Below are 14404 nucleotides of genomic sequence, written 5' to 3'. Positions count from 1 at the left end.
ACCGCCCGTCACCCACCGGACGTACCCGGGGACCACCGGACCACCCGGGGAGGGGCAGGCCGGCGCCGCCCCTCCCCACCGGTGCCCCTCCCCCATCCACCCCTGGAGGCATCCGATGAACAGCACCCCGGCCACCGGAACCGCCGAACCGGTCACCTACCGCCACAGCGGTCTGGTCTGTGCCGACCACACCCTTGACGTGCCCCTCGACCACGCCGATCCGTACGGCCCCACCCTCTCCCTCTTCGCCCGCGAGGTCACCGCCGCGGGCCGCGAACACGAGAACCTGCCACGGCTGCTGTGGCTCCAGGGCGGGCCCGGCGGGCGGGCCGAGCGCCCGAACGCCGCCGGGGCCTGGCTGCGGCGCGCGCTCCAGGACCACCGCGTCGTCCTCATGGACCAGCGCGGCACCGGCCGCAGCACGCCGGCCGACCGGCGAACGCTCGCCGCGTTCCCCGACGCGGCGGCGCGGGCCGCCTATCTGAAGCACTTCCGCGCCGACTCCCTCGTCCGCGACGCGGAACTGCTGCGCGCCCACCTCGCAGGCGCGGGCCCGCAGGGCGCTCCGCCGTGGACCGTGCTCGGGCAGAGCTTCGGCGGCTTCTGTGCCCTCACCTATCTCAGCCTCGCCCCCGAGGGCCTCGACAAGGTCCTCATCACCGGCGGCCTCCCCACGCTCACCGGGCACGCGGACGACGTCTACCGGGCCGCCTACGCCCGTACCCTCGCCCACAACGAGCGCTATTTCGCCCGCTACCCGGCCGACCAGCAGCTGGCCGACGCGGTGGCCGCCCACCTGGAGACGCACGACGTGCGGATGCCGTCCGGTGAACGGCTGAGCGTGCGCCGCTTCCAGACGCTGGGCATCACCTTCGGCACGTCCGCGAGGTTCGACAGTCTGCACTACCTGCTGGAGACCGCGTTCGTGCGGGGGCCCGCGGGTCCCGAGCTGTCGGACGCGTTCCTGCGCGGCGCCGATGCCGTGCTCTCCTTCGCCGAGCGCCCCCTCTACGCGCTGCTGCACGAGCCGATCTACGCCCAGGGCGGCAGGCCGACCGCCTGGTCGGCGCACCGGATCCGGGAGGAGTTCCCGGCCTTCGACGCCGAGGGCATCGCCCAGGGGCAAGCGGGCCCGGTCCGTTTCACCGGAGAAATGATCTATCCCTGGCAGTTCGAGGAGGATCCCGCGCTGGTGCCGCTGCGTGAGACCGCGGACCTCCTCGCACACCACACCGACTGGCCCCCGCTGTACGACCTCGACCGGCTGGCCGCCAACGAGGTGCCGGTCACCGCCGCCGTCTACCACGACGACATGTTCGTCGACCGTGAGCAGGCGCTGGAGACCGCCTCACTGGTGCGGGGCCTGCGGCCGTGGATCACCAACGCGTACGCCCATGACGGCGTGCGCGCCGATCCCGCCGTACTCGACCGGCTCCTGGCGATGACCCGCGGAACCGTCTGACGCCCGCGGTCGTCCCCGGGGCGCGCGACAGCATCCCGCCGGGTGTCACTCCGCAGATGCCGCGCCCCCACCGGGAGCCGTCAACGCTTGGGCGGCTCGGGTCATCTCGGCTATGAGGGCGTGCACCGCCGGGGTCTCCGTCGCGGGAGCGGTGGCGGCCGCGATAGTGCGGGACACGGCGGGCCGGCAGCGCAGCCACCGGACGCCTGGCACTTCCGCGGTGATGGCCATGCGCGGGACCAGCGCGGTGGTCAGACCGGCGGCGACCAGTTGGAGCTGGGTGGCGTAGTCGGCGACGCGGAAGCGCACCCGGACGTCGGCCATTCCCTGCCGGCGCAGCAGTTGCAGGAGGGCGTGATGGGCATCGCTGCCCTCCGGGCAGCTGGCCCAGACCCGTCCGTGCAGGGCCTCGAGCGGAACCTCCCCCGCACCGGCGAGCGGATCGTCCTCGTGGACGGCGAGCAGGGCCTGTTCGTCGGCGAGGGCATGGGTACGGATCCCGGAAGGGATGCCGGCCGGGGCGTGTGTCCAGCTCTCCATGACGACGGCGTCCAGCTGCCCGGAGCGCAACTCCGGGAGCATGTCGGCCGCTTCCCCGTCCCGGATGCTGAACTCGAGGCGGGGGTGGCGGCTCTTGAGCGCGAGCAGCGTCCGGGGAACCAGCGCGCGCAGGGCGGAGGCCACAGCTCCGATGCGGAGGGGTCCCGCGACCAGCCCACCGATCTCCGCGAGGTCCCGTCTGGCCTGGTGGGCTGCCGTGACCATGGCGCTCACGGAGGACGAGAGGACGCGTCCGGCGTGCGTCAGCCGGATGCCGCGTCCGTCGGGTTCGACGAGTTCGCACCCGGCCTCCCGTTCCAGGCGGCGAATGTGCTGCGAGACCGCGGATCCGGTCACGTGCAGTTCCTGAGCGGCCGCGCGTACGGATCCGAGACGGGCCACCGCCTCGAAGACGCGCAGTCTTTCCCATGTAAACACCCAAGCCACACTACTCATTACCGCTGACAAACAATAAGTAGTGCTCATAGGTGCACGGTGACATGCTCGATCTGTGTCTGTCCCACCGAAATCTCGTGCCACCACCGCGTCCGTGACCTCGCGAAAGGCGGCTGCTGCCCGGACCTCCGCTGTCGTACTGGTCGTCAGCGGTGCCGCCTGCCTGTCGGCCTCGGCCGTGTTCGTGAAACTCGCCGACATCGACGCCGGGACAGCGGCATTCCTGCGCTGCGCCGTGGCGCTGGTGCCCCTGGTCCCCATGCTGCTCCACGAGACGAGGCGCAGGGGACCGCTGCCCCGGCACCTGTGGGGTTACGCCACGGTGGCGGGCCTCTTCCTCGGTGCGGACTATGTCATGTGGACGATCAGTGTTCTCGACGTCGGTGCGGCGATCGCGACGGTGCTGATCAATGTGCAGGTCATCGTCTTCCCCGTCCTGGTGCGGGCCTTCAGCGGGACGAGGATTCCGCGCCGCTTCCTGTACGCCAGTCCACTGATGCTCCTGGGTATCGCGCTCGCCGCCGGTGTCCTGCAGCCCGGACAGCAGGCAAGTCATCCGGTACGCGGCGCGGTGCTGGGTGTCGCAGCCGGTGCGGCCTACGCCGTCTACCTCTGTCTGTCCCGCCTGTCGGGCCGCCACTCGCCGGAACACCTCACCAGCCCGGTGTGCGTGTCCACCGCCGCGGCGGCCGGGACCGCCGCACTCATCGGCACGCTCACCACCGGGCTCCCCCTGGATGTCCCGGCGCGTGCGTGGGGCTGGATCACCGCACTGGCGCTGCTGGGACAGGTCGCGGCCTGGCTCCTCATCAACAGGGCCAGTCCTCGCCTCGCCCCCGGCACCTCGGCCGCACTGCTTCTGCTGCAGCCCGTCCTGGCGATCGGTTTCGGGGTTCTGGCCCTCGGCGAGAAACCCTCGATGACGCAGTTGTGCGGCTGCGCCCTCGTCCTCGTCACGGTACGGATCGCGAACCGCGCACCCGGGAGGGCCGGCCGGGCGTGAGAAGCCGCTGCCGCGCACAGCCGGCGCTCCGGTTCCATGACGACGCTCACTCCCCCGTCGCCCGCCGGTGTCGGCCGGGCCACCCCCGCCAGGTGGCGGGCCGCCCGCGCGCCGCCCTGCTGCGGCGGCCCCTGCGGGCGCCCTGAGCACCCTCGGCATGGGTGTGGGCGACGGCGGTTGTCCGCCGCCGCCCACCGACCGGGTCCACCGGCATCAGCGGCGCATCAGCGGCTCGATCCGCTTCCCCTCCTACGGGGACTCACCGAGCGAGCCGCCGGACCCGGTCATCCCTCGACCGGGCCGGCCGGACGGCCGGAAAGACCTGTCTAGTCCTGCTGGCTGCCGGAGGGCAGCTTGCGCAGCTTCAGGTCCTTCGCGTGGTCCGTACCGAAGCCGTGGTCCAGCAGCTTGGCCGCGTCGTCGTAGCGGTCCTTGCTGTTGAGCACGGTGCCCACGAGCGTCTTGTCCCCGCGCGTCGCGGCGAAGACCAGGCACTCGCCGGCCTTGCTGGTGGTGCCGGTCTTGATACCGATGGCCCCGGGGTACGCCCCGAGCAGCCTGTTGGTGTTCGTCCAGGTGTAGTGGCGCATACGCCCGTTGGCAGCGGGCGCGTCACCCTTGTACTGCTTGGTGCTCACGACCTGGCGGAAGACCGGGTTCTTCATCGCGTGCCGGGTGAGCCGGGTCAGCTCCTCCGGCGTGGTGGTGTCGTCACCGGTGCCGTCGAAGGTCTCGAAGTGGGTCTTGGGAAGACCCAGCTGGACGGTCTTGGCGTTCATCTTCCGCTTGAACGAGGCGACTCGTTCGGCGGGCGTGTCACCGTCGCCGACCTTCTCGGCGAGGGCGTAGGCCGCGTCGGCGCCCGAGGGCAGCAGGGCGGCGTAGAGCAGCTGGCGGACGGTGACCTTGTCGCCGGTCTGCAGGTCCGCCGTGCTGGCGTGGTGCTCGGTGACGTAGTCCCGGTACCGCTGCTGCACCTCCACCTGGTCGTTCAGGTCGACGTTCTCGTCGAGCACCACGGAGGCGACCATGATCTTCGTCGTGCTGGCCAGCGGACGGGCGGTGTCCCCGGCCTTGTCGTAGACGGACTCGCCGCTGTTGACATCCAGCAGCTTGGCCCCCTTCGCCGAGACCGTCGGCGGAGCGTCCTCGGACGCGACCGCCGACGCGACCAGCGGCGTGCCCGCGAGCAGCGCACCGCCGGCGGCCACGCCGATGACAACTCGGCGTGTTTTCAGTCTTTTTCCAACCATGGAGAAAGAACTCCGGATCTGCGGCACCTTGACGTACCGCATAGTGATGTACAGATCAAACGAGGCGCCCGGACCACTCGGAAGCGTACCGGGCGCCCGTGGAGTCCGATGGCGGCGGCAGAGCGGAAGTTCACGGGGGCTGTGTGACGGTTTCGCGGAGACGCGGGTGAGGCCCGGCGCTCCGCTCAGCGCCATTCCAGGACGAAGCCGGAACGCAGCGCCTGGTCCGCACCCGCCGCCTCGATCTTCTCCGGGGCCGAGCCCGGCTTCGTGTCGACGCGGAAGTGCTCCTCACGCGTGCCCTGCCGCGAGGTGATGATGATCTGCCGTCCGTCGGGAGACAGCGCGCGCAGAGTGTTCTCCCGACTGGTCTTCGGAAGTATCGGCTTGCCCGACACGTCCCCGGGCGGCTCCTCGTCCTCGCGGAGGCGAGTGGTGTCCACCGTCCAGAAGTTGTTCTTCCTGGCCGGATCGTCCTCCGTCATCTCACGGGGGCCGCACAGCACCGTGGTGTCGTCCGTCCACCCCCACGGCATGCAGCTGCTGGGAAGCGGGGAGAGCGGCGCGTCGTCGTCGCGCTGAGTGGTGGCGCGCCGGGGAACGTCCACGACGTTCATCCCCTGGAGTTCGTGGAAGCCCGCTGCCTTGCGGCCGTCGGGGCTGATCCGCAGGACGCTCGCGGTGATGGCGGCGGCCGGCTCGCCCGCCAGGGTGAAACCGGGACGCTGCTCGGTCAGCTGGTCGCCCGAGCCGTGCGGGGAGGGGGTGCCCGGCTTTCCTCCTGTCATCCTGCTGCTGAAGAAGCGGGGTGCGTCCTCGTCCTTGCCCTTGGTCATGTACCAGACCTCGCTGCCGCCGCTGCCCGGGGCGAACACCGGGTGCTGCTCGGTCGGGGCGTCCGCGAAGTTGGACGTGTCCTCCTTGGCGACCATGGTGGCCCGGCCCTGGGGCGTCACCACCGCGGCCCGTGTTCCCCCGGTCCCGGAATCGCGGAGCACCACGGCCAGCCGGGTGAAGTCGTCGTTGAACATCTGCCGCAGGCGCGGCTCGGCGAGGGCGTTGGGGCCCTCCTCCCCGGAACCCGCATCCGCCTGCCCGGGCATGCCGTCCTCGCACAGGTCGGCCAACGGCGATCTCGCCTCGTCGTTCGTCAGCACGGTTTCCTTCGGCAGTGTGAACGCCGTGCTGCCCACCTGCTTCCACGAGGTGGGATTCCACGCCTCCACGGTCACCTTGGCCAGGTTGTTCGCGGGCACGGTGCACCAGGCACTGACGACGACGTCCCTGTCCGGGATCGCGCCCCCGCTCTTCGGTGCGTTCTTCTTCGCGGCCTGCTCGCCCTGCTTCCCGGCCTGCTCGCCCTTCGGGCCGTCACCGTCACCGGAGGCCCCGCCCCCACTGCCGCAACCGGCAAGCGACACCGTGGCGGTGAGCGCGAGAGCGAGTGCCGCGAGATGTATGTGATGCCTGTGTCCCCGCATGGTGCGCGAGTTTATCCGGCCCGCGCTCGGCAGTGACGAACACGGCGCCACGGTTGCGTTCTTGTTCCGTGAAGCCGCCGGCTAGGCGCCGCAACTGCCCGGAGGGAGCTTGCTGCCCGCCCGTAGTGCCGCGACGGCCGACGCGGGGTCGTCGGCGTAGAAGCGGAAGACGCGGGCTTCGGCGGGCCTGCCCAGTACCCGTGTGTAACGCACCGGCTCGGTGAGGTGAACGGTGACCGTGGTCTGGCCGGCCACGGCCAGCTCGGTGAGCCCGCTCTCCTCCGCGGCGGCCCGCCTGCCGTCCGGAAAGTGCCGCTCCAGGTGGGCGGAGGCTATGCGGTCGGCCGGGACGCGGATGTCCAGCAGCGCGCCGTACCGCAGGCGCAACGACCCGTCGGCCCCGATCACGTGGGGGCGCACCACGCAGGAGGCGTGCAGCGCGATGAGGACGTAGCAGCCCCAGACATCGAGGACGAGGGTCACCGCGTGGACGGCCGGCCAAGGGATCAGAAAGGCCAGGGCCGCGGTCTCGACGACGCAGACGAAGAGGAAGCCGTACATGGTCGCTGCCTGGCCCGACGCGTACGGGACGGGAAGGTCGCCGTCCCGTACACCGTGCGGACCGCGACGGGTGACCCAGCGCAGAAAGCCGGCGGAGAGGGTGATCTCGTGGACGATCAGCCTGCGCACCGCCGCCGGGACGCTGTCAGCGAGCGCGGCCGGGAAAGCGGAACGCCAGGGCAGGCCCTCGCGGAGGTGCCGTCCGAGGTCCAGGAGGAGCAGCGTGGTCGCCGCGGCCACGAACGCGAGACACCCCAGCTCCACAGCCCTCCGGACCCCGGCGGCGGGACGCACCCCGCCGGCCACGCACAGGATGACAACGAGTTCGCAGAGTGCGAAGGCGGCGAAGGACCGGCGTACGGTCTTTCTCAACGTCCGCATGCGGAAGGCTCCTTGAGCAGTGCGACAGCGCGCCGCACGACTGCCGCCTGGGCGGGAGCGAAGTCCGCGAAGAGTGCGTCGGCGAAGCCGCTGTCCCCGTCTTCCCCGCCCTCGTCCTCCGCGGCCTGCAGCGCCTGCGCCGCCTCCTCCGGAATGCTCGCGACGAGGGCCCGTGCGGTCTCCTCCACGCGCGGGTCGTCCGCGGGCGCCCCGGCCAGTTCGTCCAACTGGGCGTAGACCTCGTAGGCGCGCCGCATGGCCTCCGCGTCGGCGCCGAGGGTGCGCCCCATGGCGTGGAGCCAGCCGCGCTCTTCCTCCGGCGAGCCGGTCTCCAGCAGGGCCAGCAGCTCCCGTTCCCTGGCCGCCATCACCGGCTCGGGTCCGGCCAACCGCGCCGAGGTGCGGGCCATGCCGTCGAAGAGAGCGGTCAGTTCGGGGGAGACGGGGGCCTCGGCGGGCAGCCGCCCGGTCCGCCGGGCCTGGTCGAGCAGTTGGGCCAGGCGGACGCGGCGCTGCCGGACGGCCTCCTCCTGGCGGGCCAGATCGGCGTCCAGTTCCACGAGGATCTCGACGAGGTCCTTGCCCGCGTCGTCGGCCAGAACATCCCGTACTTCGTCCAGACTCAGACCGATCTCGGTGAGCCGGCGGATGCGGGCCAGCTCGACGGCGTCGCGCAGCGTGTACTCGCGGTATCCGTTGGGCTGCCGCGACGGCTCGGGCAGCAGTCCGATGCGGTGGTAGTGCCGCACGGCGCGGGTGGTGATGCCGACGACCCCGGCAAGCTCTCCGATTCGCATGCCACCAGTAGAAAGGTTGTCGTCGCGACAAGGTCAAGCACGGACCCAGAACCTGGGCCGACGGCGAAGCGGTCCGTCGGTCCGGCTCATCCGGTGCGCTGCCCCGCTCCGACAGCCGCCGCCCCAGCCCGCCACGGTCGGGCGCGTCTCACGCGGCGGTGCCGTCGCCGTTCCCGGGCGTCTCCTCCTCGGCGGCACGCTCGATCTCCTCGCGGGCACGGCGGGCACGGCGGCGGTCGTCCCGGGTGGCGTCGGTGACGTCCAGGAAGATGTGGTCGACGTCGGAGCACCGCTGGGCGAGGTTTTGTTTGACGCGGACCAGGGCGCCCTCGACGTTCTCGCTGTCCACTCCGGGGACGAGGTCCACGCGTGCGGCCAGCAGCACCGAGTCGGGGCTCATCCGCATCGTGAGCACCTCGATGACCGCGTCGATCTCCGGCTGCCCGTCCAGGAAGTCGATGATCTCCCGCTGCAGCCCCGGCTCCGCCGCCTCGCCGATGAGCTGGTCCTTCGCGCTGCGACCGAGGGCGAACGCGATGTAGACGAGCAGCACCCCGATCAGCAGCGACGCCACACCCTCGTACCAGCCCCGCCCGGTCACCATGTGGAGTGCCATACCGGCGATGGCCAGCAGCACGCCCAGGCACGCGGCGCTGTCCTCGGCCAGGACGGTCCGCAGGGCGGGGTCCTCGCTGTGCCGTACCTCGGCGGCCATCGAGCGGGCCTGTGCCCTGGCCTGTGCCCGCACCTGGCACAGCGCCCGGACGAGCGAGGTGCCCTCGGCGAGCAGCGCGACGACCAGCACGGCGAGGCCGGTGACATAGCCGGCGAACGTTTCCTCGCTGCTGGAGTGGAACGCCTCGAAACTCTGGAAGAACGAGAAACAGCCGCCGGTTACGAAGATGCCGACGGCGGCGATCAGGGACCAGAAGAACCGTTCCTTGCCGTAACCGAACGGATGGGCGTCATCGGCGGGCCGACGGCTGCGCCTGAGGGAGGCGAGGAGGAAGACCTCGTTGAGGCTGTCGGCCACCGAGTGCGCGGCTTCCGACAGCAGCGCGGGCGACGCCGCGACGAAGCCGCCGACCAGTTTGGCGACCGCGATGAGCAGATTGGCGCCCAGCGCGACCCACACGGTCGTCCTGGTCTCGCCGTCCCGCCGGTCCCCTGCCGCCCCCTGCGGTCCGGGGCGGGCCTCCGCCACGTGCTGGTCCCGGGGACGAGCGCGGCCGGGGGATTCCGCCTGGCCGGTCAGCCCGTCGACGCGGCCCGTCTTGGGACTCGCGGTCTCCACAGCCGCGCTCCCCGCACCCGCCGCCTCCGTGCGCGTCGTCTTCTTGCGCATCGCCTTTCTGCGCATCGCCTCCGCGCGTGTCCTCGTCGCCTTCGTGCTGGTACTCGTCTTCCTCGTACTCGCCGTCTTCGCGCCCGCCGTCACCTCGTCCATCGGCTCCCCGGCCTCCCTCGCTCGGCCTCCCTCGTCATCCGCTTCCGCGTACCCGGCAATCCCCCGGCGACGCGTACTCGCCCGGCCCGGGGGCGGGCAGTCAGGCAGACCAGGGTGCCGTCCTGCTCGTCGTCATGCTCACGCACCTCGGCCCGCGTCTCGTCGGAAGGGAACGCCCCGGCGACGATGACGTCGAATCGAGGTGCGGCTCCGCCCTTGACCACCTGTCCGGGATCCCCGCCTCCGGCTGTCGGGGCCCCGTCTCCGGCCCGATCCGCGTGCGCAGCCGGAAAGTCACCACCGCACTAGAGTGATGCGGTGACCTCTCTGTCGGAAGACCCGTCGCGGCTGATCGGCGAACCCGACCGCGACACAGCCGTACAGCGCCTGCGCGAGGCGTACGCCGAAGGGCTCATCTCGCACGACGTCCTGGACGAACGCCTGGACCAGGTGCTCGCCGCCACGACGCACGGCGATCTCGCGTTCGCCCTGGACTCGCTCCCGGCGGAGAAGGCGGGGACCACCTCCACCCTCGCCGCCGCCGGCGGGCGGATCCGGCGGCGGGGCGCATGGCGGGTTCCTCGGTTCCTCAAAGTCGCGTCCGCCTTCGGCAGGGTGCGCCTGGACCTCTCCCGCGCGGTCATCGAGCACCCGGTCGTCGACATCGAGCTGCACATCGGTACCGGGAAGGTCAAGATCACGGTGCCCCGCGACGCGGTCGTCGATGTCGAGGGGGTGCGCACGGGCTGGAAGCCGACTCGCTACAAACCGCGAGAGCACTCAGGCCCCGACGGTCCGACGATCCGGATTTCCGGCGTCGTGGGCTTCGGGCGGCTGACGGTCCGCCACGCGTGGCGGTGAACCAACCGCTTCCCGTGCCACCTGGCTTGTCAGGTCGCCGGGGGCCGCGCCTCCGGCCCCCGGCTATCGGCCCCCGGCTGTCGGCTCCGAGCCGGGGTCCGGTCCTGTGGTGCGGGCCGCCGCCGGCTGTCGCGGCGCCGGCCACAGGACCGCCGAGGCTCCAGCGGATGGGCCGTGCAGGGACCCGCCCACGACGGAGCCGGCCGACGGAAATTCCCTACCGCGGTGGCCGGAGCAGGCGGAGACTTGCCGTATGGCTGGCATGGGGGCGGCGTTATGGCTGACATGGGGGCGTTCCGGGAGGCGGTCGTCGCCTGGGCAGCGGGTGGTCCGGGCGACCCCGCACGTGAACTGGCGGCGCGGTCGTCCGTCCGGACGGTCGTCCTGCTCGAAGGGCTGAGTGACGTGGCCGCGGTCGACGCACTGGCCGCGCGCCGGGGCCGGGACCTGGCCGCCGAAGGCGTCTGCGTGCTGCCGATGGGCGGTGCGATGAGTGCGGGGCGCTTCGCCCACCTCCTCGGGCCACCCGGCCTGGGCCTCCGCCTCACTGGTCTGTGCGACGAGAACGAGCACCGTTATTACGCCCGTGGCCTGGAGCGGGCCGGCGCGGCACAGGACGGGTTCTTCGTCTGCGCGGCGGATCTCGAGGACGAACTCATCCGCGCGTTGGGCGTGCGACGGGTGGAGGAGATCATCCGCGCGGAGGGCGACCTGCGTGCCCTGCGGACCTTTCTGCGGCAGCCCGCACAGCAGGGGCGCACCCCGCAGCAGCAGTTGCGGCGTTTCCTCGGGACGAAGAAGGGGCGCAAGATCCATTACGGTCGCGCTCTCGTGGAGGGTCTCGCCCCGGACCGCGTACCCGCCCCGCTCCAGGGCCTGCTCGCCGGCCTCTGACCGCCGGGGGAACCGCCCGTCGGGGGCGCAACCACGCGGGCCGATGCCGGGACTTTCCGGCAGGGCCGCCGCGCCGTCCGGATCTCGGGGAGGAATGCGTTGCCTCATGTGTGAGGACCTCAAAGCTCGGCCCGCGACTCCTGGGTCATCTCGCCCTTTTTCAGGGCGTGGAGTACTTGCGCCCTCACGTTGGCCCGGTCGGCGCCGCGTTGTGTGGTCACGGCAGCGGCCAGTGTTCCGGCAATGCCGAGCTTCAACACGTCGGTGGGCCGGGTGAAGGAGGAGAACCTGCGCCGCGACCCGCGCGTCCGCCTTTCGCACGCGGACGCCGCCGAAGGTGCGGCACATCGTCGGTGCGGAGCGGTTCCGGTCCGGCGGCCCATCGAGCCCACCGGCACCTCACCGGCCTCGTGAGCCGCGTCCCGGGGCCCCTCGCACCGGGCACGCCCTGGCCGTCGGTCGGACGATCGGCGCGAGCATCCTAGTCGTCCTCGTCCTCGAAGCTCCACCGGAAGTCGACCTGCGCGGCGGGAGCGACCGCACGGACCGTGTCGTGAGATCCCTGCTCGATCCGGTCGGCCCAGCCGCCGAAGCCGGACACGATGACCGGGAAGTCGGTTCCCGCGAAGACGCGGCCCGCCGACGCGTCCTCGGTCACCACCACGTCCCTGTCGAGATCGTGCTCGGTCAAGAACGCGGTCAGCGCCTCGGCGACGCGCCTGGGTTCCGCTCCCGGCCGCAGTGCGGAGACGTTGAGGCTGAGGCCCACAGATATCGACATGCGCACAACCTACCGCCCGCCGCTGTCACCCCTCGAAGCACAGCCGTCCGGGAACCAGGTGACTCGGCGGGCGAGAGCTTGACTTGAAGTGCTCTTCAAGTCGGAGCATCCGGTCATGGACACCAACGACAACGACATCCTGCTCTTCCACAACACCATGCGGATCACGGACGGCCACCTGGAGGACTTCCGGGCGGCCATCGACAAAGCGGTGCGGTTCGCCGAGCGGAACGGTCCCCAACTCATGGTCGAGGTCTTCGTCGACGAACAGCGGATGACCGCACACAGCTTCCAGCTCTTCCGGGATTCCGACGCGGTCCGTGCGCACTGGAGGCTCGCGGACCCGTACATCCAGGAGGTCATGGAACACTGCCGAGTCGCGCACTTCGAGGTGTTCGGTGAACCGGACGACGATGTGGTGAGCGCCGTGCGAGGGGCCATCGGGGACGGGGAGTTCGCCCTGGCTCCCCGTACGGCCGGTTTCGCTCGTTTCCGTGCACCGTCGGAAGAGACACCGAAGGCGGAAGACCAGCTCTCCGACGGCTGAACAGATCCCAGGGCCCCGGCTGGGCGGTGAGGAGCACCGATCGAAGAGGCCTGGTGGGCGTCGCGTATCTTGCTCGTCCAACGGGCCTCTTCGGCAGGGAGTTGGACATGGGCGCACAGGAGGCGCGCGACACGCACGACGCGCAGGAGACGGCCAAGAGGCTGCGGGCGATCAGCGACGAGTTGTCGGACCGCTTCTACGAGCGGGACGACGTGGTGCGGACGCTCGTGGTCACCCTGCTGGCCGGGCAGCACTCGTTGGTGCTCGGTCCGCCGGGAACGGCGAAGTCCGAGATGGCCCGGGAGCTGGCGGGCAGAGTCGAGGGGGCGGCCTACTGGGAGATCCTTCTGTCCAAGTTCACCGCGCCGACGAGGATGTTCGGCCCCATCGATGTCGCCGCCCTGGCCCGGGGCGAGTACCGTCAGGTCTACGACGGCCGCGCCACGACGGCGCACGTGGCGTTCATCGATGAGATCTTCAAGTGCTCGACGGCGGCGCTGAACGAGACGCTGGGCTTTCTCAACGAGCGGATCTACCACCCGGAGAGCGGCGGCGAGCCGATCCGCTGCCCTCTGATCGGGGCCATCACGGCGAGCAACGAACTGCCCAGCGGGGAGGATTCCGCCGCGATCTACGACCGGTTGCTGGTGCGGATCGAGGTCGGGTACCTGGCGGATCCCTCGAACTTCGCGGCGCTGGTCCGCTCCGCCGTCGGCCGCCCCGCGGCACCGGCGCGGACCACCGTCGAACTGGCCGCGCTGCAGCACGCGGTGAGCGAAGCCGTTCCTGCCGTGCTCGTCCCCGACGCGATCGTGGACGCGGTGTGCACGCTGCGGGCCGCTCTCCGCCGCAAGGAACTCGTCGCCTCCGACCGCCGGTGGCGGCAGGCGGTGGGCCTGCTCCAGGCATCCGCGTACCTCGACGGCCGCCCGGCGGTCGCCGGGACCGACCTGTCGCTGCTGACTCATGTGCTGTGGGACTCCCCCGCCGAACGCCCCGTCGTCGAGCGCGAAGTGCTGCAACTGGTCAACCCGGACGCCGGGGAGACGCTCGACCTGTCAGACCTCATCGACGAGCTGGAGGCCCAGCTCGACTCCATGGCCGGGCAGTCGCGCGAGGCGCTGAGCGAGTGGGTCATCAAGCAGGCACACGGCCGGCTGGCCATGGCGGGGAAGCGGCTGGAGAAGCTGCGCGAGGAGGCGGCGCGCGCGGGCCGCTCCACCGCGGCCATCGACCGGGTCACCGGCCGCCAGCGCGCCGTCCGCGCCCGTGTCCTCACCGAGGCGCTCGGCGTGGACGCGAGCATGGTGCAGGCCCGGCTCTGAACCACCGGGGGAACGGGAGCAGGGGGAACGGGACCATGGGCGAGACACCGGGCACGCCGGGCGGGCCGGCGAACGCGGCAGGGGGGCGCCCGGACGGGCCCGGCTCCGCCGCCGGGCGGCACACGGCGGCCGTGGTCGCGGACCGGTTCGACCTGATCACCTGGCGGGACGTCTACGCGCAGTCGGCCGGGCTGCGCGAACTGGCCGGGGAGTTGCACGAGCGCCACGCCTGCGCGGCCGATCTCCTGGCCGACGCCTTCCTGGCCGCCTACGCGCCGGCCCCGCGGTTGCGCGAGCGGGCGGACATGGACCTGTCCCGGCTGGTCAACCACCAGGTCATCACGTCTTTGCTGGGGTCACCGGAGTTCACCGGGCTGCGCCGCGAGACGGTCGGCGACCCCTACGCCGCCGCCATGGCCGTCCTCGCCCAGGGCACAGCGCTGCGCGAGATGCTGGAGCGTTTCCGGGAGGTCCAGGAACGAACCGAGCGGGCGGGGAAGGCCCAGCGGGACGCCGAAGCAGCCGCGGTCGCCGCGGTCGAGGCGCCCCGGCAGGCCGCCGGCGGGGGCGACGAGGAGAACGCTGTCCAGGTCCCGGCCACCGAGGCCGGGCAGG

The 14404-nt window shown here is 71.6% G+C and carries 13 protein-coding genes and 2 pseudogenes; 8 read left to right on the top strand and 7 right to left on the bottom strand.

Annotated features, from left to right (window positions below):
• Positions 1-115: 115 nt before the first annotated feature.
• The gene (locus FM076_RS31205; RefSeq protein ID WP_173874175.1) at positions 116-1462 is read left to right on the top strand and encodes an alpha/beta fold hydrolase; all 1347 of its coding nucleotides are present in this window, start codon (positions 116-118) and stop codon (positions 1460-1462) included.
• A gap of 45 nt (positions 1463-1507) precedes the next feature.
• On the opposite strand, the gene FM076_RS31200 is transcribed toward FM076_RS31205, so the two are convergent.
• Complete coding sequence (locus FM076_RS31200) at positions 1508-2440, bottom strand: LysR substrate-binding domain-containing protein (protein WP_173874174.1); 933 nt, start codon at positions 2438-2440, stop codon at positions 1508-1510.
• A gap of 112 nt (positions 2441-2552) precedes the next feature.
• Between FM076_RS31200 and FM076_RS31195 the strand changes: the two genes are divergently transcribed.
• Complete coding sequence (locus FM076_RS31195; protein ID WP_345945357.1) at positions 2553-3461, top strand: DMT family transporter; 909 nt, start codon at positions 2553-2555, stop codon at positions 3459-3461.
• A gap of 326 nt (positions 3462-3787) precedes the next feature.
• Here the strand turns inward: FM076_RS31195 and FM076_RS31190 are convergent, their stop codons facing one another.
• From FM076_RS31190 to FM076_RS31170, 5 genes are all read right to left on the bottom strand, one after another.
• On the bottom strand, positions 3788-4714 hold the full coding sequence (locus FM076_RS31190; RefSeq protein WP_173874173.1) for a D-alanyl-D-alanine carboxypeptidase family protein: 927 nt from the start codon (positions 4712-4714) through the stop codon (positions 3788-3790).
• A gap of 185 nt (positions 4715-4899) precedes the next feature.
• The gene (locus tag FM076_RS31185) at positions 4900-6195 is read right to left on the bottom strand and encodes a PD40 domain-containing protein (protein ID WP_173874172.1); all 1296 of its coding nucleotides are present in this window, start codon (positions 6193-6195) and stop codon (positions 4900-4902) included.
• 81 nt (positions 6196-6276) lie between these two features.
• Entirely contained in the window at positions 6277-7137 is an 861-nt protein-coding gene (locus FM076_RS31180) for a hypothetical protein (protein WP_173874171.1), read from the bottom strand.
• Complete coding sequence (locus FM076_RS31175) at positions 7125-7934, bottom strand: MerR family transcriptional regulator (protein WP_173874170.1); 810 nt, start codon at positions 7932-7934, stop codon at positions 7125-7127. The genes FM076_RS31180 and FM076_RS31175 overlap by 13 nt, the downstream gene beginning before the upstream one ends.
• A gap of 148 nt (positions 7935-8082) precedes the next feature.
• Positions 8083-9381 carry a cation diffusion facilitator family transporter gene (locus tag FM076_RS31170; RefSeq protein WP_345945355.1) on the bottom strand — a complete coding sequence of 433 codons (1299 nt, stop codon included), beginning with the start codon at positions 9379-9381 and terminating at the stop codon, positions 8083-8085.
• Between the two features lie 318 nt (positions 9382-9699).
• Here FM076_RS31170 and FM076_RS31165 point away from each other — a divergent pair, with 318 nt between their 5' ends.
• From FM076_RS31165 to FM076_RS35450, 3 genes and pseudogenes are all read left to right on the top strand, one after another.
• Positions 9700-10242 carry a DUF1707 domain-containing protein gene (locus tag FM076_RS31165; RefSeq protein ID WP_173874169.1) on the top strand — a complete coding sequence of 181 codons (543 nt, stop codon included), beginning with the start codon at positions 9700-9702 and terminating at the stop codon, positions 10240-10242.
• Positions 10243-10518: 276 nt separating this feature from the next.
• Positions 10519-11136 carry a TOPRIM nucleotidyl transferase/hydrolase domain-containing protein gene (locus tag FM076_RS31160; protein ID WP_173874168.1) on the top strand — a complete coding sequence of 206 codons (618 nt, stop codon included), beginning with the start codon at positions 10519-10521 and terminating at the stop codon, positions 11134-11136.
• A 249-nt stretch (positions 11137-11385) separates the two neighbouring features.
• Positions 11386-11466 (top strand): annotated as a pseudogene (locus FM076_RS35450) (PPOX class F420-dependent oxidoreductase); the annotation flags it as partial.
• 151 nt (positions 11467-11617) lie between these two features.
• On the opposite strand, the gene FM076_RS31155 reads toward FM076_RS35450, so the two are convergent.
• Positions 11618-11917 (bottom strand): hypothetical protein, encoded by a 300-nt coding sequence (locus FM076_RS31155; RefSeq protein WP_173874167.1) that lies wholly within the window; start codon positions 11915-11917, stop codon positions 11618-11620.
• Between the two features lie 115 nt (positions 11918-12032).
• Between FM076_RS31155 and FM076_RS31150 the strand changes: the two genes are divergently transcribed.
• The 3 genes and pseudogenes from FM076_RS31150 to FM076_RS34415 all read left to right on the top strand — a co-directional run.
• Entirely contained in the window at positions 12033-12464 is a 432-nt protein-coding gene (locus tag FM076_RS31150) for a hypothetical protein (RefSeq protein WP_173874166.1), read from the top strand.
• A gap of 107 nt (positions 12465-12571) precedes the next feature.
• Positions 12572-13789, top strand: a complete 1218-nt coding sequence (locus tag FM076_RS31145) for an AAA family ATPase (RefSeq protein WP_173874165.1) — start codon at positions 12572-12574, stop codon at positions 13787-13789.
• 35 nt (positions 13790-13824) lie between these two features.
• Positions 13825-14404 (top strand): annotated as a pseudogene (locus tag FM076_RS34415) (hypothetical protein); the annotation flags it as partial.

This window comes from Streptomyces albus subsp. chlorinus (genome assembly GCF_013302895.1).
Lineage (GTDB): Bacteria > Actinomycetota > Actinomycetes > Streptomycetales > Streptomycetaceae > Streptomyces > Streptomyces chlorinus.
Note: the sequence above shows the minus strand (reverse complement) of the source record. Positions and strands in the feature narration are given on the sequence as shown.